16 protein-coding genes, 1 other RNA gene and 1 pseudogene are annotated in these 15,528 nt (G+C 68.9%); 6 read left to right on the forward strand and 12 right to left on the reverse strand.

The features are described 5' to 3' along the window. Positions 1-2 precede the first annotated feature (2 nt). Together rnpB and O1R50_RS14020 are read left to right on the forward strand one after the other, a co-directional pair. Positions 3-413: RNase P RNA component class A (rnpB, locus tag O1R50_RS14015), an RNA gene on the forward strand. A gap of 26 nt (positions 414-439) precedes the next feature. After that, positions 440-1,219, forward strand: a complete 780-nt coding sequence (locus O1R50_RS14020; protein WP_270110695.1) for a protein phosphatase 2C domain-containing protein — start codon at positions 440-442, stop codon at positions 1,217-1,219. A gap of 29 nt (positions 1,220-1,248) precedes the next feature. On the opposite strand, the gene O1R50_RS14025 is transcribed toward O1R50_RS14020, so the two are convergent. The 3 genes from O1R50_RS14025 to ctaC form a co-directional block, all read right to left on the reverse strand. Continuing rightward, on the reverse strand, positions 1,249-1,749 hold the full coding sequence (locus O1R50_RS14025) for an NUDIX hydrolase (protein WP_408612694.1): 501 nt from the start codon (positions 1,747-1,749) through the stop codon (positions 1,249-1,251). Positions 1,750-1,916: 167 nt separating this feature from the next. Then, positions 1,917-2,363, reverse strand: a complete 447-nt coding sequence (locus O1R50_RS14030) for a cytochrome c oxidase subunit 4 (protein ID WP_270110697.1) — start codon at positions 2,361-2,363, stop codon at positions 1,917-1,919. A gap of 9 nt (positions 2,364-2,372) precedes the next feature. Further along, positions 2,373-3,293, reverse strand: a complete 921-nt coding sequence (gene ctaC / locus O1R50_RS14035) for an aa3-type cytochrome oxidase subunit II (protein WP_270110698.1) — start codon at positions 3,291-3,293, stop codon at positions 2,373-2,375. 141 nt (positions 3,294-3,434) lie between these two features. Here ctaC and O1R50_RS14040 point away from each other — a divergent pair, with 141 nt between their 5' ends. Next, positions 3,435-4,550, forward strand: coding sequence for a cysteine desulfurase family protein (locus O1R50_RS14040; RefSeq protein ID WP_270110699.1), 1,116 nt, complete (start codon positions 3,435-3,437; stop codon positions 4,548-4,550). Positions 4,551-4,679: 129 nt separating this feature from the next. Continuing rightward, positions 4,680-5,279, forward strand: a complete 600-nt coding sequence (locus O1R50_RS14045; protein WP_270110700.1) for a DUF4291 domain-containing protein — start codon at positions 4,680-4,682, stop codon at positions 5,277-5,279. On the opposite strand, the gene O1R50_RS14050 is transcribed toward O1R50_RS14045, so the two are convergent. After that, positions 5,264-5,878, reverse strand: a complete 615-nt coding sequence (locus tag O1R50_RS14050; RefSeq protein ID WP_270110701.1) for a TetR/AcrR family transcriptional regulator — start codon at positions 5,876-5,878, stop codon at positions 5,264-5,266. The genes O1R50_RS14045 and O1R50_RS14050 overlap by 16 nt on opposite strands. 45 nt (positions 5,879-5,923) lie before the next feature. Here O1R50_RS14050 and O1R50_RS14055 point away from each other — a divergent pair, with 45 nt between their 5' ends. Both O1R50_RS14055 and O1R50_RS26345 read left to right on the forward strand, forming a co-directional pair. Beyond that, positions 5,924-6,394, forward strand: a complete 471-nt coding sequence (locus O1R50_RS14055; protein ID WP_270110702.1) for a GNAT family N-acetyltransferase — start codon at positions 5,924-5,926, stop codon at positions 6,392-6,394. A gap of 278 nt (positions 6,395-6,672) precedes the next feature. Continuing rightward, the gene (locus O1R50_RS26345) at positions 6,673-7,095 is read left to right on the forward strand and encodes a toxin-antitoxin system YwqK family antitoxin (protein ID WP_408612695.1); all 423 of its coding nucleotides are present in this window, start codon (positions 6,673-6,675) and stop codon (positions 7,093-7,095) included. A 204-nt stretch (positions 7,096-7,299) separates the two neighbouring features. On the opposite strand, the pseudogene O1R50_RS26350 reads toward O1R50_RS26345, so the two are convergent. From O1R50_RS26350 to erpA, 8 genes and pseudogenes are all read right to left on the reverse strand, one after another. After that, positions 7,300-8,154 (reverse strand): annotated as a pseudogene (locus tag O1R50_RS26350) (phosphotransferase); the annotation flags it as partial. A gap of 93 nt (positions 8,155-8,247) precedes the next feature. After that, on the reverse strand, positions 8,248-9,288 hold the full coding sequence (locus tag O1R50_RS14065; RefSeq protein WP_270110704.1) for an ABC transporter ATP-binding protein: 1,041 nt from the start codon (positions 9,286-9,288) through the stop codon (positions 8,248-8,250). Beyond that, on the reverse strand, positions 9,278-10,315 hold the full coding sequence (locus tag O1R50_RS14070) for an ABC transporter ATP-binding protein (protein ID WP_270110705.1): 1,038 nt from the start codon (positions 10,313-10,315) through the stop codon (positions 9,278-9,280). The genes O1R50_RS14065 and O1R50_RS14070 overlap by 11 nt, the downstream gene beginning before the upstream one ends. A gap of 7 nt (positions 10,316-10,322) precedes the next feature. Continuing rightward, entirely contained in the window at positions 10,323-11,243 is a 921-nt protein-coding gene (locus O1R50_RS14075) for an ABC transporter permease (protein ID WP_270110706.1), read from the reverse strand. Then, positions 11,236-12,246 carry an ABC transporter permease gene (locus tag O1R50_RS14080; protein ID WP_270110707.1) on the reverse strand — a complete coding sequence of 337 codons (1,011 nt, stop codon included), beginning with the start codon at positions 12,244-12,246 and terminating at the stop codon, positions 11,236-11,238. The genes O1R50_RS14075 and O1R50_RS14080 overlap by 8 nt, the downstream gene beginning before the upstream one ends. A gap of 96 nt (positions 12,247-12,342) precedes the next feature. Continuing rightward, positions 12,343-14,007: a peptide ABC transporter substrate-binding protein gene (locus O1R50_RS14085; protein ID WP_270110843.1), complete on the reverse strand. Its 1,665-nt coding sequence runs from the start codon at positions 14,005-14,007 to the stop codon at positions 12,343-12,345. A gap of 212 nt (positions 14,008-14,219) precedes the next feature. After that, positions 14,220-14,924, reverse strand: a complete 705-nt coding sequence (locus O1R50_RS14090) for a PfkB family carbohydrate kinase (RefSeq protein WP_270110708.1) — start codon at positions 14,922-14,924, stop codon at positions 14,220-14,222. Positions 14,925-15,115: 191 nt separating this feature from the next. Then, a complete protein-coding gene (gene erpA, locus O1R50_RS14095; protein WP_205324780.1) occupies positions 15,116-15,487 on the reverse strand; it encodes an iron-sulfur cluster insertion protein ErpA in 372 nt (123 codons plus the stop codon). Between the last annotated feature and the right edge of the window lie 41 nt (positions 15,488-15,528).

Raw genomic sequence — 15,528 nt, forward strand, 5'->3', positions numbered from 1 at the left:
AACGAGATGGCCAGGCGGTCGCGGCGGATGCGGGAGACCACATCCGGCGAGGAACGTCCGGGCTCCACAGGGCAGGGTGGTTGCTAACGGCAACCCGGGGCGACCCGCGGGACAGTGCCACAGAAAGCAGACCGCCGGTCTTCGGGCCGGTAAGGGTGAAACGGTGGTGTAAGAGACCACCAGCGCCGCCGGTGACGGTGGCGGCTCGGTAAACCCCACCCGGAGCAAGGTCAAGAGGAGCCGTGAGGCTCTGCGCGAAGGTTCGAGGGCTGCCCGCCCGAAACCGGTCGATGCGCGCGAAAGCGACGCCTCGCCTTACCTTCGCGGGTAGACCGCTCGAGCGCGCCAGCGATGGCGCGCCTAGATGGATGGCCGCTCAACGACAGAACCCGGCGTATCGGCCATCTCGTTCCCAGTCGTTGCACGGCAGGATGGCCGTATGCAGGTTTCCGCGTTCTCCTCGCCTGGTGGCGGCGCCCCGAATGAGGATCACTTTCTGGTCTGGGCTGAGTCGGCGCTGGTGCTCGACGGGATCACCCGGTATCCGGACGATGGTTGTGTTCACGATGTGCCCTGGTTCGTGCGGCGGCTCGGGGCTGCGGTGGGGCGTCGGATCGGGTCGCCTGGGGGTGGGTTGCGGCGGGTGCTCGCGGAGGCGATCGCCGAGATCGGGGAGGCGCATCTTGAGGCGGGGACCTGCGATCTGGGCAATCCCGTGACACCGGGGTCGACTGTGGGGCTGGTCCGGCGAGAGGGGGATCGGCTCGATTGGCTGCTTCTCGGGGACTGCACTGTGGCGTGGCGCGATCGCGAGGGTCGGGTCGAATTTCGGTCGGATGACAGGTTGGCGCGTCTCGACGGTGTGCCTGCCGAGTCGGTGGGCGGGGTGCGGCGCTGGCCGATCGCGTATGTCGAGTCGGTGCGGAATCGAGAGGGCGGGTATTGGGTGGCGGCCGCGGATTACCGGGCCGCTTCGCAGGCGCTCACCGGGTCGCTGGCGATCGGCGAGGTGAGCGAGGTGCTGCTGTGCACCGACGGGTTGACGCGGCTCGTCGAGCGGTACGGGTACTCGTGGCCGGAGCTGTTCGAGCGGGTCGCGGAGGTCGGGGTGGAGGGATTGGTCGAGCTCGTCAGGGAGCACGGCGAGGCCGATACGCGGTTCCATCCCGAGGCGAAGCGGCATGACGACGCGACCGGGGTCCTGCTGCGGTTGGCGTAGGCGAGCGGGTCGGCACGACCCGGGCTGCGCTAGGCGAGCGGGCCGATCTTGTAGTGGGCCAGGAGCTTCGCGGTCGCACGGGTCATTTCGGGGAGGTCGTCGACCGGGTGCCATCCGGCGTCCCAGACCTCGTGGCCGTCGACGAGGATCTGCGTGGTCTCGGGGTCGCGCTCGAGGTGGAAGACGTTGTCGACCCAGCGGCCTGAGGTGTGGACGACCGCGCAGGGGTTCGCGGGGACCAGTTCGTCGAGTTCGGCCTCGATGCCGGTCTCCTCGGCGAGTTCGCGGCGGGCGCCTTCGATGGGCTGCTCGCGGCGGTTGAGGAGGCCGGCCGGGAGCGACCAGCGCTTCCCCGGGGGCTGGCGCAGCATGAGCAGGCGTTCGCGGTCCGCGTCCATGACGAGGACGACCGAGCCGAGCGTGTAGGTGGGCGTGGCGATCCGTACGATCCGGCGCCGCATCGGGTGCGGCAGGTTGTAGAACACCACTCCGGCGAGGCGCCGCAGCAGCGGCGCCTTCCGGCGCTGCACAGAGGGAGTCACCGCCACACCCTACCCAGGGGACCGGCGGACGCTGCACGACGGCGTCCCTTGCGCTGAGGGGTTGCCAAGGGCGGAAAGCGAAGAGGCCCGGACCACCCTCGGCGAAGCTTGCGCGCCGTGAATCAGGGTGGTTCCGGGCCTCTCGACGTATCGCGCTACTGCGGGCCGAGCTTGCGGGTGCCCGTGTAGTACTCGAAGGTCAGGCCGCCCACTGCGAACAGGATCGCGACGCCGCCCGCGAAGATGAGCCACGGGAGCCAGAACACGACGCCCACACCGGCGAGCACGGCGGTCAGCGCCAGACCCAGCGGCCAGTACGAGCCGGGGCTGAAGAAGCCGACCTCGCCCGAGACGTCGGCGATCTCGCCGTCGGGGCGGTCCTCCGGGCGCGGGTCGATGCGGCGGGAGATCACCCAGAACACCAGCCACACCATGCCGGTCAGCAGACCGGAGAAGATGAGGGCGACCGTGCCGACCCATTCGACGTGGTTCGGCACGCCGTAGGCCGGGTTGTCGTTGATCCAGGTGACGTATCCGTAGATGGCCGCGAAGATGAACATCGAGATCATCACGATGAAAAAGAGGCGGTTCTCGGTCTTCATGGCGTTCCCCTAGCTCGCTTCGCCAGTGGCCTGGTCGGTGTCGAACGGGTGGGTGGTGGTCGCGTACGGCGCCTGCCCGATCAGTTCGAGCGCCTCCGGCGTGGTCATGCCTTCGACACGGGCGTTCACGAAGGTCTCGTAGTCCTCCGGGGAGACCACGCGCATCTCGAAGTTCATGAAGGCGTGGTAGGCGCCGCAGAGCTCGGCGCAGCGGCCCACGAAGGTGCCCTCGGACTCGAAGTCGACCTCCCAGCGGGTGGTCTGCGCGTCCGAGCCCGGGATGAGGTCGCGCTTGAAGAGCAGGTCGGGGACCCAGAAGGAGTGGATGACGTCTTCGGCGTTGCCGACGAAGCGCACGTCCTCCTGGTTGGGGACCACGATGATCGGGATGTAGTCCGAGTCGCCGGTCTCGGTGACGGGCTGGCCGTCGGCGCCGACGAGCGGCTCGCACTGCTCGTCGGAGTAGGTGAACTGCCAGTTCCACTTGAACGCCGTCACGTTGGTGCAGGAGGTGGGCTCGTCGCTCATCTCGGTGACGTTGTCCTGCACGATGACCGTGTAGTAGAACAGGATGCCGATGAGCACGAACGGCAGCGCCGTGAAGGTGAGCTCGGCGGGCAGGTTGTACTTGGTCTGGCGGGGCAGCTCGGTGTCGCTGTCCTTCTTCTTGTAGGCGGCGATGCACCAGAAGGTCAGACCCCACACGATGACGCCGACCGCAAGCGCGGCGACCGTGGAGCCGATCCACAGATCGAACATCTGCTCGGACTGGGACGTGGGGCGCGTGCGCGGCCAGCCCAGGTAGAACGCGTCGTCAAGGCTGCACCCCGCGAGCACGATCGGGAGCAGCGCGGCGATCCCGGTGAGACCTATCGCGCGGCGGGCTCGGCCGCGACGTTCTCGGGACGGTTTTCCGACCACCTGTCTCATGCCTTTCTCAGCGCTCGGCTCCGCGTCCGCCGCCGGGCGGGCGGCAAGGCGCAGATCTTGACGGCAAGAGCCTACTGCTTGGCCCGGGCCCGGAAGTGCAAGGGGTTGGGTTCGCGGCGAGAAGTCTTCTACATTTGACAGGTGACCGACACGTACTTCGACGGCGCGACCGCGCAGCCGCCCCATCCGGCGGCCCGCGATGCTTATGCTGCGGCTTTGTCGGAGGGCTGGGCGGGCCCCGGCCGACTGTACACATTGGGCCGGAGGTCCCGGATGCTGCTGGAGGCCGCCCGCCAGTCGGCGGCCGCCTCCCTGGGCGTGAGCCCTGATGAGGTCACTTTCACATCGAGCGGGACACAGGCCGTGCACGCGGGCGTACTCGGCGTCATCGCAGCCCGGAGCGATCCGGGGCCGCTGGTGCACAGCGCCGTGGAGCACTCGTCGGTGCTGCACGCGGCCCAGTGGCATGAGCTGAGGGGTGGGACCGCGGTCGCGGTCCCCGTGGACCGGCTCGGGCGCGTCGACGCCGACCCGCTGGCGGGGATCGAGGACGCCTCGGTGCTGGTCGTGCAGAGCGCGAATCACGAGGTCGGCACCAGGCAGCCGATCGCCGAGATCGCGGCGAACGCGGGCGGCGTGCCGCTGGTGTGCGACGCGGCCGCGAGCCTGCCGTGGGAGCCCGTGCCCGAGGGGTGGTCGGTGCTGGCCGCCAGCGCCCGGAAGTGGGGCGGGCTGTCAGGGGCCGGGATCCTGGTGGTGCGCAAGGGGACGCGCTGGCGGAACCCGTTCCCCGGGGAGGACTCCTCTATCCGCGAGGCGATCGGCGAGATCGACGTTCCGGCGGCGGTGGCCGCGGCGGCGTCGCTGCGTGCGGTGGCCGCTGAGCGCGATGCGCTGTCGAAGCGGGTGCGGGCGATGACGGAGCGGATCAGGGAGCACATCGCTGAGACGATTCCGGAGGTGGAGCTGCCGGGCGATCCGGTGGACCGGCTGCCGCACATCGTGACGTTCTCCTGCCTGGGGGTGGACGGTGAGGTGCTGCTGACGGAGTTGAACCGGGCCGGGTTCGCGGTGTCGTCGGGTTCGGCGTGCGCTTCGACGCGGTTGCGGCCTTCGCATGTATTGCAGGCGATGGGCGTGCTCAGTCACGGGAACGTGCGGGTGTCGCTGCACCGGGAGACCACGGAGGACGAGGTGGACCGGTTCCTCGAGGTGCTGCCGGGCCTGGTAGAGGGCATTCGGCGGTTGTCTCGATAGGGTTTGCGCGTCTTCGGGTCCTCGACTGCACCACGACAAGCACCGCGCCGCTTATGTGAGGAGCGCGCGGCGGTCCGCGGGTTTCCAATCGGGTTGTCGCGCAAGGAGGGTGCTGGCAGGATTCGGACCATGCCGACCCCCTCCCGCCAGATCCGCGCCGTCTTCGACGCGGACACGATCACCGTCTACCAGGCGTACTCCCCCGCGATCGCCGAACCGGCGCTCGCCGCGCAGACGTTCGCGCTGCCGTTCAAGCGCGAGCGCATGACCTGGATCAAGCCCTCGTTCCTGTGGATGATGTACCGCTGCGGCTGGGCCTCGAAGCCCGGTCAGGAGCGGGTCCTGGCATTGCGGATCACGCGGGAGGGCTTCGAGTGGGCGCTGGCGCATTCGTGCGGCAGCCGCCCGGCCGAGTGCGAGACCGAGGAGGCCTGGAAGGCACGGCTGGCGGCGTCGCCGGTGCGAGTCCAGTGGGATCCCGAGCGCGGGCCGGGTCTGGAGCGGCTGGAGCACCGGTCGATCCAGATCGGCCTCTCCGGCGAGGCCGTGGACCGCTACGTCGACCGCTGGATCACCGCGATCGAGGACGTCACCGACCTTGCCGTGCGCATCGGAGCGGAAGCCGGGGGCGGCGAGGAGGTCCGCCGCCTGCTGCCGGTCGAGCGGGCGTATCCGCTGGATGCGGAGCTCGCCGCATTCGTCGGCGCCTCCGATCAGGAAAGGCCGTAAGCGACCAGTAGGGAGTCGAGCATCGCCTCCTGGGTTGCGGCGCTGTAGGACGCGGGGTCGAAGCAGCCGAGTTGGGCCGCGCCTTCGGTGGCGCCCACGAGGGCGAAGACCGCGGTGCGGACCCGTGCAGGCTCCCAGTCCGGGGCAGACGCCGCCACGAGGCGTTCGACGCGGTCGCGCCAGGCGCGGTTGTTCTTGCGGTGCAGGGCGATCAGTTCCTCGTCCCCCACCGAGGCCGCCAGGAACCCCATCCACACCAGCGCTTCCTGCGCCGAGTCCTCGCTCAGCGCCATGCCTTGCGCGAGGATTGCGCGGAGCGCCGCGCGCGGCGTCCCGGCCTCGGCTTCGAGGCGTTCGACACGCACCCGCGTGCGGGCGTGCAGCAGGTCCCGCGCGTGGGCGAGCAGCGCTTTGCGCCCGGGGAAGCGGTGCATGACCAGGCCGGTCGTGCACCCGGCCTCGGCCGCGACGGCGCGGATCGTCAGGTGCTCGATCCCCTTGCCCGCCAGAATGCTCCAGACCGCCTTCGAGATGCGCTCCTGCTGCGCCTCGTGATCCGCCCTGCGTGCGATGGCCCGCTCCCCTCGTTTTCGTAACAAGTGTTACCGTAACATCTGTTACGACAACTGCGACGAGGAGGACCCATGCCGACCACCGCCACCTGGACCATTGAAGCCCGCGACTGGGAAGACCCGCAGGGCGTCGCCCTCCGCACGTGCCAGCGCGCCGAACTCGACGAGCGGTACGGCTGCGACGACCACGAGCCCGGCCCGCTGCCGTCCGCCGAGGACGTCTCGGTCTTCCTCATGGCATTCGGCCCCGGCGGCGAGGCGATCGGATGCGGCGCGCTCCGCGAACTCGACGCCGAGTCGTCCGAGATCAAGCGCATGTACGTCGTCCCCGGATCACGCGGCTCCGGTGTGGCCCCGGCGCTGCTCGCCGCGCTGGAGGACGCCGCCCGCGAACGGGGCTGGGGCACGGTGAAGCTCGAGACGGGCGTCGCCCAGCCCGACGCGATCCGCTTCTACGAGCGCGAGGGCTACCACCGGATCCCCCGTTTCGGGCACTACGCCGACTGGGACATCTCGGTCTGCTACGCGAAATTCCTCGCGTAGCAGCCGGCGGGGCGCAGGTGTGCGAGATGACCGTCGCGTTCGCCGGCCGCGCCGACGAGGTCGGGTACCTGGTGGCGTTCAGTGCCGCGGCGGACGCGGAAGCGCTGGCGGCCTATGCGGTGATCGAGACCGACCTCCTCACCTACCAGGAGCGGCTCTCCGGCGCCTTGAAAACCGCGCAGGACCTCCTCGAAGCCTGAGTGCCCGCCCCGCCGAGCGCCTAGGCTCGGCGGTGGGCCGCTCGCGGGAGCGCCCACCGAGCAGACGGGAGGTCGACCATGGCACAGCGGGACAGGCCGCGACCCGAGGACGCCGAGAACCGCCTCGACGACGAGGGCCGCAAGACCGGCCTGTGGGCCGAGGAGGACGCCCACGGCGGCTTCGTCGTCGGCGAGTACGTCGCGGACCAGCGCGAGGGCATCTGGCGGCACTACGCGGACGACGGCCGCCTCCGCTCCGAGGGCGGCTATGCCGACGGGCTCCTGCACGGCCAGTGGACCTGGTGGCGCGCCAACGGCCAGGTCCTCCAGCGCGGCGACTTCGACCACGAGAAGCGCGAAGGCCTCTGGGAACGCTGGACCGTCGACGGCGCCCTCATCGACAGCGGCCGCTACGAGCAGGACAAGAAGGTCGGCGAGTGGCACTACTACAACACCGACGGCACCATCAAGAAGACCACCGTCCACAAGGCCCGAAAGTAAGGCGGGACCCCCGAAGGTCGCTTCGACCGCTTCGAGGTTCGCTGTCCACCAGGCGATGAGGCGGTGGTCCCGGAAGAAGAGGTCGTCGCAGCCGGGGTCGCCCCGGTCGTAGTGGAAGTCGAGTTGCCAGCAGTGGGCGAGGATCTTCCACCAGCGGAGGCGGGCGGCAGCGGCCAGGTCTCCCGGGTCCATCGGGCGGATGGCGCCGTAGCCGGTGAGGAAGGCCGCGACCTTCGGGAGGTCGATGCGCGCGTCGGGCGTGCAGAACTGGTAGGCCGCGGCGCGGGCGAGTTCTTCGGCGTAAGAGCCGACGCGGATGCGGTCCCAGTCGATGACGGCCTTGACGTGGTCGCCGGACCAGATGAGGTTGAAGTTCTGGCAGTCGCCGTGGGTCCAGCCGCGGGGGCCGGTGGCGGTGTTCGGGCCCGGGCGACGGTGAGCGTGGGCGGCGATGAGGTCGAGTCGCTGCCGGAGGACCGGGGCGGCGGCGCGGTCGAACGAGTCCTGGGCGGGGTGCCCCGCGGCGAGTTCGAGGAACCGTCCGGTCTCGGCGAGGGCTGCAGCCGGATCGGGGATGCCCGTCGGGACCTGCTGCGGTGCAGGGAGACCCAAGGCGGGGTCGGCGAGCGCGTCATGGATGCGGGCGATCAGGGCGCCCATGTGCTCGGCCTGGGCGGGGGTCAGCTCCGCGCCGGGGTGGGTGCCGTCGATCCATTCGCACAGGTAGTAGGCGTTGCCATCGATGTCGGTGACGAGTTCACCGGAGCGGTCGGCGACGGGCGCGGCGACCGGGATCCCAACGGCGGCAAGGCGGTCGAGGAAGCCGAGGTTGCGGCGGACCGCCTCCGGGTCGCGGTCGGTCAGGTGTTTGAGGGCGAAGCGGCCGCGATCGGTGTCCAAGTACCAGTTCCGGTTCATGCGCCCGTCGGGAAGGTGGCGGATCTCGTGGAAGCCGCCGAGCCCGTAGGCCGAGGCCAGGGCGTCGAGGTCGGCCGGGGCGGCGGCGTACGGGTCCTGGGGCACCAGGGAAGGGTAGACCTCGGATCGCAGCGCATGCACCTACATGGGCGGCTGCGCGACCCGCAGGAGGTTACCGCCGACTTCGAGGTCGCGGTCGCCGGAGGCGTGCCTCCGGCGACCGCGGGGATAGGGCTATTTGACGGCGTGCGTGACGTCCCGCTCCTTGGCGTAGAAGCAGGCCGTCGGGTGCGTGCCCTTGTCCCCCACCTCGAGTGACGGGACCTCCTCGGCGCAGTGGTCCGTGGCCTTCCAGCAGCGCGTGCGGAAGCGGCAGCCCGAAGGCGGGTTGATCGGGGACGGAACGTCGCCCTGCAGGATGATCTCGTCGCGCTGGCCCCGCAGGTCCGGGTCCGGCACGGGCACCGCCGAGAGCAGCGCCTGCGTGTACGGGTGCCGCGGGCGGTCGTAGATCTCCCGGCCCGTGCCGCGCTCGACCACCTTGCCGAGGTACATCACCGCGACCTCGTCGGCGATGTGGCGCACCACCGAGAGGTCGTGCGCGATGAACACGTACGCCAGACCGAGCTCGTCCTGCAGCCGCTCGAGGAGATTGATGACCTGGCCTTGGATCGAGACGTCGAGGGCGCTCACCGGCTCGTCGCACACCAGCACCTGCGGGCGCAGCGCCAGCGCGCGGGCGATGCCGATGCGCTGGCGCTGGCCGCCGGAGAACTGGTGCGGGTAGCGGTTCACATGGTCGGGGCTGAGGCCGACCATGTCGAGCAGTTCCTTGACCTCCTTGGCGCGCTGCGCCTTCGGGACCACCTCGGGGTGGATCTCGAAGGGTTCGCCCACGATGTCGCCGACCGTGAGCCGCGGGTTGAGCGAGGTGTACGGATCCTGGAAGACCAGCTGGATGTCCCGCCGGAACGGCCGGATCCGGCGGGCAGAGAGGTTGCCGATCTCCTTGCCCTGCAGTTTGATCGAGCCTGAAGTCGGCGTCTCGAGGCCGACCAGGAGCTTCGCGAGCGTGGACTTGCCGCAGCCCGACTCGCCCACGACGCCGAGGGTCTTGCCCGGGTAGAGCTTCAGGTCCACGCCGTCGACCGCCTGCACCTTGCCGACCGTGCGCTTGACGACGACGCCCCGCTGGATCGGGAAGTGCTTGACCAGGTCCTTCGCCTCCAGGACCGGCTCGGTGCTGGTGTTCGCTTGGCCGAGTTCAGCGTTCATCGGCGTAGACCTCCTCGGCGAAGTGGCAGCGGCTGCCGTGGGATTCGGACGGCTCGAGCCAGGGCGGCACCTCGGTGGCGCACTTGTCCTCGGCTGCGAAGCAGCGCGGATGGAACGGGCAGCCGCTCGGCAGGTTCGCCGGGTTCGGCGGGAGCCCCCGGATGACCTCGAGTTCCCGGCCGACCGTGTCGACGCGCGGAATCGCGCGCAGCAGGGACTTCGTATAGGGGTGGGCGGGGCGCTTGAACGTGTCGCGGATGCCGGCGCGCTCGACCACCTCCCCCGCGTACATGACCGCCACGTCGTCGGCGACGTCGGCGACCACGCCGAGGTCGTGGGTGATGAGAATCAGGCCCATGTGCCGCTCGGCCTGGATGCGCTTGAGCAGGCGCATGATCTGGGCCTGGACGGTGACGTCGAGGGCCGTGGTCGGCTCGTCGGCGATGAGGATCTCCGGGTCGAGCGCGAGCGCCATCGCGATCATGACGCGCTGGCGCATGCCTCCCGAGAACTGGTGCGGGTAGTGGCCGACGCGGTTCTTCGCGTCGGGGATGCCGACGAGGTCGAGCAGCTCGACCGCCCGCTGCTTGGCGTCGGCGCGGCTGAGGCCGCGGTGCACGCGGAAGAGCTCGCCGATCTGGAACCCGACCGACCAGAGCGGGTTGAGGGCGGACAGGGCGTCCTGGAAGACGATGGCGATGTGGTTGCCGCGCACGGTCCTGCGCGTGTCCTCGTCCTGTTCCAGGAGGTCGACGCCGCGGAGGAGGATGCGGCCGCCGGTGATGTGGGCGGGCGGGGTGTCGAGGATGCCCATGATCGCCTGGGAGGTCACCGACTTGCCGGAGCCGGACTCGCCGACGATGGCGAGGGTGCGGCCCTGCTCGAGGGTGAAGCTCGCGCTGCGGACTGCGGGGATCCGCTTGCCGCGCACCTGGAACTCGACGCGCAGGCCGTCCACTTCGAGCAGTGGGGCGTTCAGGTCGGCGCCGGGGAGGGTGTCGCCGACGACGCGCACTTGGGAAACCATTGCTCGCTCACCTCAGTTTCGGGTCGAGGGCGTCGCGCAGGGCGTCGCCGAAGGTCGCGAACGCGAACACGGTCAGGATGAGCATGACCAGCGGCCAGGCGAAGAGGTAGACGTAGCCGCCTCCGGCCCATTCGGTGCCCTTGGAGAGGAGCACGCCCCAACTGGTGGCCGGCGGCTGGACGCCGATGCCGAGGACGGCGAGGGCGGCCTCGGTGACGATGATGCCGCCGATGGTGGTCGGGACGACGGCCGTGACCGGGACGATGGCGTTCGGGAGGATGTGCCGGAACATGATGCGGCGGTCGCTCGCGCCGAGGCACTTGGCGGCGACCACGTAATCCAGGTGCTTCGTCTCCAATGTGGCCGCCCTGGTATACCGGCAGAACTCCATCCAGCCGAACAGCGCGAGCGCGATCGCCGGGGCGGCGATCGTCCCGACGAGGGTGTCGGCGGAGACGCGCCCGCGGAACAGGCTCAGGATCAGGATGGCGCCCATGAGCATCGGGATGACGATGAAGACGTCGAGCGACCGCGAGATGAGGCTGTCGATCCAGCCGCCGTAGTAGCCGGCGAGCAGTCCGAGCACCAGTCCGACCAGGACCGACACGATGATGACGCTGAGCGCCAGTGCGATCGTGGGCCTCGTGCCGTGGACGAGCGTGGAGGCGAAGTCGCAGCCGAACGCGTCGGTGCCCATCGGGTGGTCGCCGGTGAACCAGGTGTCGGGCCGCAGTTTCGCCTCGCGTCCCAGGCACACGGTCGGGTCCTTGTCGGTGAACAGGCCCGGGAACGCCGCCATCGCGAACACGAGCAGGAGCACCGCGGTGGCGATGATGACATCGGGGCGTTTGCGCATGGTGCGGAAGGCGTCCGACCATAGGGAGGCCTGGCGTTCCTCGGCGGCGACGGGCGCGGTCAGCTCACTCATAGCGGATCCTCGGGTCGAGTGCGGCGTAGAGGAGGTCGACGATGAGGCTCACGAAGACCACGACGAATGCCGAGACGGTGAGTCCCACGATGACGAGGTTGCCTTCTTGGCGCTGCACCGCCTGGAAGATCATTCGGCCCATGCCCGGGATGCCCATGACGCCCTCGGTGAGCACGGCCCCGGAGAGCATGAACGCGAACAGGAAGCCGATGCCGGTGACGATCGGGATCATCGAGTTGCGGATGACGTGCACGATCGTGATGCGCATCGGCTTGAGGCCCTTGGCCTTCGCGGTGCGCACGAAGTCCGAGCCGAGGTTCTCCAGCTGGGCGGCGCGGATGAGGCGGGTCATGGTCGCGAGGCCGACGGTCCCGACGATGATGCCCGGGATGATGATCGTCGTCCACGGGTAGTCGGCGTTGTAGTTCGGTCTGAACACCTGGCCCATGAAGGACTCGGTGCCCCAGATGCCCCTGGCCCAGCGGGTGAGCGGGACCGCCACGATGTACACGTAGGACAGCAGGATGAGGAACACCGGCACCGAGTCGGCCAGGATGGTCGTGCCGCGCACGGTGTGGTCGATGAACCTGCCGCGGTGGCGGGCGGCCCAGGTGCCGAGCACCATCGAGACGACGACGAGCGTGATCGTCGCGAACACGAACAGCCGCAAGGTGTTCGGAATGTAGATCCCGAGGAGCTGGCCGACGTCGCGGTTGCCGTTGAGGGTGGTGCCGAAGTCGCCTCGAACGAAGTTCTGGAGACGGTCGACGAATGGCGACAGGCACGGGTCGCCCACGCGCTCATAGCATTTGTTGTCGAGCCCGTAGAGCCGTTCGACCTGGGCGAGCATCCCCGGGTCGGGCGTGCGGTCCCCGCCGAAGAACAGCAGGGCGGGGTTGCCCCTGACCTGAACGGACAGCGCCGTCAGGTAGTGCAGCAGGAAGAGCACGATCCCGAGGGTGAGAAGGGATTGGAGGAGGCGTCGGATGATGTAGCGTCCCATGGTTCTTTCCAAATCCAGAGCCCCCGAGGGGCCCCGCCGCGGGTCTGCTCGCGCAGCCGCGGCGGGTGCCGCCCGGGCGGTCTTCAGTTGTAGGCGCTACTCGACGACGGTGACTTCTCGGAGCTCGCAGTCGCCGCCCGGCCCGCTGTAGATCGGGTGGACGTACACGTTCTCGAGCCGGTCGGTGTAGAAGTAGTTGAAGCGCTCGCCGAAGATCGGGACGCTCGGCATGTCCTCGGCGAGGATGGCCTCGGCCTCGGCGTAGAGGGCCACGGCTTCGTCAAGGGTCGCCGCGGAGCCCGCTTCGGCGATCTTGGCGTCGTACTCGGCGTTCTCCCAGCCCTGGTCGTTGACCGAGGCGCCGCCGCCGTAGATCGGCTCCAGGTAGTTCTCGTTCAGGTTGTAGTCCGGGCCCCAGCCGGAGCGGAACGGTCCGTCGAGGTTGTGCTCCTCGCGGGTGGCGAGGAACTCGGGGAAGTCCATGGTGACGAGCTCGTACTCGATGCCGAGGCTGTCCTTGATGGAGTCGCCGATGGCGCGGAAGATGTCGACGTTGTCGCTGGCGTCGTTCACCCAGATCTTCAGCTTCTCGCCCTCGGGCCAGCCGCCGGCCTGTTCGAGCAGGTCAGCGGCAGCGGCAGCGTCGTAGACGCAGTACTCACCGCAGGAGTGCGTGCCACCGCCGAGGATGGACTCGGGGACCCACTGGTCGAGCGGGTAGAAGCGCTCGGGGCCGACCACGTTCGCGACGCCCTCGCGGTCGATCGCCATCGAGATGGCGCGGCGCAGGTTGACGTCCTGGAACTTCGGGTCGTAGAGCGGGAATCCGAGCATCAGGATGCTCGGGTCGTCCTGCTGGATGTGCCGCTCGCTCAGGTCGGGGTCGTTCATGGCGTTCTCGTAGTCGGCCGCGGTCGGGCGGCAGACGTCGATGTCACCGGTCAGGAAGTCCGCCCAGCAGTCGTCGCCTTCGAGGTAGACCTTCCAGTTGACCTCGTCGATCTGAGCCGGCATGTCGCCCTTGTAGTCCTCCCAGCGGACCGCCGTGCCGCCGTTCTCGATGTCGTACGGCTCTTCGAACATGAAGGGGCCGTTACCGATCGGCTTGGCTTCGCAGGCTTCGAGGTCAGCCAGGCATTCCTCGGCCACCGGATAGAACGCCTCGTAGCCGAGCATCGTGGGGAAGCCGATGAACGGCGCGGTCAGCTTGACCTCGATGGTGAGGTCGTCGACCGCGGTCACACCCGAGAGGTGGGTGGTCTCGATCGGCGCCCACTCGGGGACCTCGGGGTCGGCCCACTGGTCTTCGGGCAGCGGGTCGGGGTTCATCTCCTCCCAGCCCTCGAAGGTCCCGAAGAAGTAGTTCAGCGGGAGCGAATTGGACGCGTAGGCGGTGCGGTCCCAGGAGCGGATGAACGCGTCGGCGTTGACCGGCTCCCCGTTGTGGAAGGTCAGTCCGTCCTTGATCTTGATGGTCCAGGTCTGGTTGTCGGGAGAGGAGATCTCTTCGGCCACCAGGTTTTTCGGCTCGCCGGTTTCGCGGTCGTAGTAGACCAGGCCGTCGTAGACGTTCTTGATGATCCGGTAGCCCTCGGACTCGCCGGAGCCTCCGGGGACGAGGCTGCGGATCTCGCCGATCTGCATGTTGACGGTGCCGCCGCTGCCGCCGCCTTCACCACCGACGTCGCCTTCGTCTCCGGCGCAGGCGGCGGTCGCCGCCGTCATTCCGGCGGCGGCGATTGCGGCCACCGTCATTCGCATTCGTTTCACGAGGGTCTCCAGAGCGTGAGTGGGTCGTGGGATAACTCACACCATGGCGCACAACACCCTCAAAAGATAGAGTGCGTTGTGAAATCGTTACCGTGCAGACGGTTGGCAGAGACCTTGGGCTGCAATTATTTCGTCCGTATTGCCGTTGTAATCCCAATTAATGAGATGCAAGTTTCTCGTGATGTCCCAAGGGGCACTTGGGATCACTCCGGCAGCAGGTACGCGGAGGCCTCGGCCGCGGCGGCCGGGCCGTACGACTGCTCCAGCCGGTGCACGAACTCCACGGGGTTCACCGCATAGCCCTGCGGCCCAATGGATTCAAGAGCCAGCGCGGTCATCTGCGAACCGACCTCGGCCGCGCGGCGCAGGCCCATCCCCCAGCCCAGACCGGCCAGGAGGCCGGCCGTGAAGGCATCCCCCGCACCGGCGGGGTCGATGATCTCGCGGGCGCGCGGAAAGGGCACGCGGACGCGTTCGATGTCGTGGCCGGCGATCTCGACGCCGTCCTGGTCGAGAGTGGTCACCCGGACGCGCACCCGCTCCAGGATCTCGTCGTCGCTCAGGCCCGTGGTGGCCTGGAGCAGCTGGTAGCGGTCCTGGCTCGTGACGAGGAACTTGGCGCCGGTCAGGAAGTCAACGGCCTCTTCGCCTTCGAGGTCGCCGGGGTCGGCGCTGAACTCGAGGCCGAGGTCGCGGCACTGGTCGGCGTAGGCGTGCATGGCCTTGGCCTCGCCAGGCCCGATGTGGACGAGGCGGAGGGTACCGTCGCGCTCCATGACCTCGATGAGGTCGAGTTCTTCGCCGTCGATCACGACCGGCGCTTGGCCGAGTCGGTTCATGCCGTGGCCGACCGTTTCAGCGGTCGCTCCGGTGACGGCGGTCTTCATGCCTTGCACGACAAGTGGCACTGGGATTGTCCTCGTTCAGTCGGGGACGCGGAGAATGGTGGTCTTGCGAAACGCAAGCGCGCAAGGCGCATCGGCTGCGCGCGGTACAGAAACGGGCGGTAGGCCCGTGGTGGGAGCAGCCAGCCTAGCGCATGGCTCAGCCCGGCCGATCCGGAGATCGACCGGGCTGGAGCGCTACCGATTCGATCCCTCTAGTGGAAGGAGTCGCCGCAGGCACAGGAGCCCTGGGCGTTCGGGTTGTCGATGGTGAAGCCCTGGGCGTCGATGCGGTCGGCGAAGTCGATGCTGGCACCGATGAGGTAGGGGATGCTCATCTTGTCGACCACGACGCCGAAGCCCTCGTAGTCCTGGACGGTGTCGCCCTCGCGCACGTCGGTGTCGAAGTACAGGCCGTAGCGCAGGCCGGAGCAGCCGCCGGGGCTGACCTCCACGCGCAGGCGCAGGCCTTCCTCGCCTTCCTGCTCGATCAGGGCCTTGACCTTGGTGGCGGCCGCTTCCGTGAGCACGACGCCGACCTTGGTGGCGTTGTCCTTGACGTCGTCGGCCTGCTGGGTGGCGCTCACTGGCAACTCCCTCGTGTGTGTGCGAGATCCAAGTCGATCGG

Origin of the sequence: Glycomyces luteolus (assembly GCF_027622875.1) — a bacterium.
GTDB classification, from domain to species: Bacteria; Actinomycetota; Actinomycetes; order Mycobacteriales; family Micromonosporaceae; genus Glycomyces; species Glycomyces luteolus.

Bases quoted from the DNA above. Each gene is read 5' to 3' on its own strand.
- O1R50_RS14055 (WP_270110702.1), top strand. From the start codon at position 5,924: ATGCCGACCACCGCCACCTGGACCATTGAAGCCCGCGACTGGGAAGAC.
- O1R50_RS14070 (WP_270110705.1), bottom strand. From the start codon at position 10,315: ATGGTTTCCCAAGTGCGCGTCGTCGGCGACACCCTCCCCGGCGCCGAC.
- O1R50_RS14075 (WP_270110706.1), bottom strand. From the start codon at position 11,243: ATGAGTGAGCTGACCGCGCCCGTCGCCGCCGAGGAACGCCAGGCCTCC.
- O1R50_RS14085 (WP_270110843.1), bottom strand. From the start codon at position 14,007: ATGCGAATGACGGTGGCCGCAATCGCCGCCGCCGGAATGACGGCGGCG.
- O1R50_RS26345 (WP_408612695.1), top strand. From the start codon at position 6,673: ATGGCACAGCGGGACAGGCCGCGACCCGAGGACGCCGAGAACCGCCTC.
- O1R50_RS14080 (WP_270110707.1), bottom strand. From the start codon at position 12,246: ATGGGACGCTACATCATCCGACGCCTCCTCCAATCCCTTCTCACCCTC.
- O1R50_RS14020 (WP_270110695.1), top strand. From the start codon at position 440: ATGCAGGTTTCCGCGTTCTCCTCGCCTGGTGGCGGCGCCCCGAATGAG.
- O1R50_RS14065 (WP_270110704.1), bottom strand. From the start codon at position 9,288: ATGAACGCTGAACTCGGCCAAGCGAACACCAGCACCGAGCCGGTCCTG.
- O1R50_RS14045 (WP_270110700.1), top strand. From the start codon at position 4,680: ATGCCGACCCCCTCCCGCCAGATCCGCGCCGTCTTCGACGCGGACACG.
- ctaC (WP_270110698.1), bottom strand. From the start codon at position 3,293: ATGAGACAGGTGGTCGGAAAACCGTCCCGAGAACGTCGCGGCCGAGCC.
- O1R50_RS14030 (WP_270110697.1), bottom strand. From the start codon at position 2,363: ATGAAGACCGAGAACCGCCTCTTTTTCATCGTGATGATCTCGATGTTC.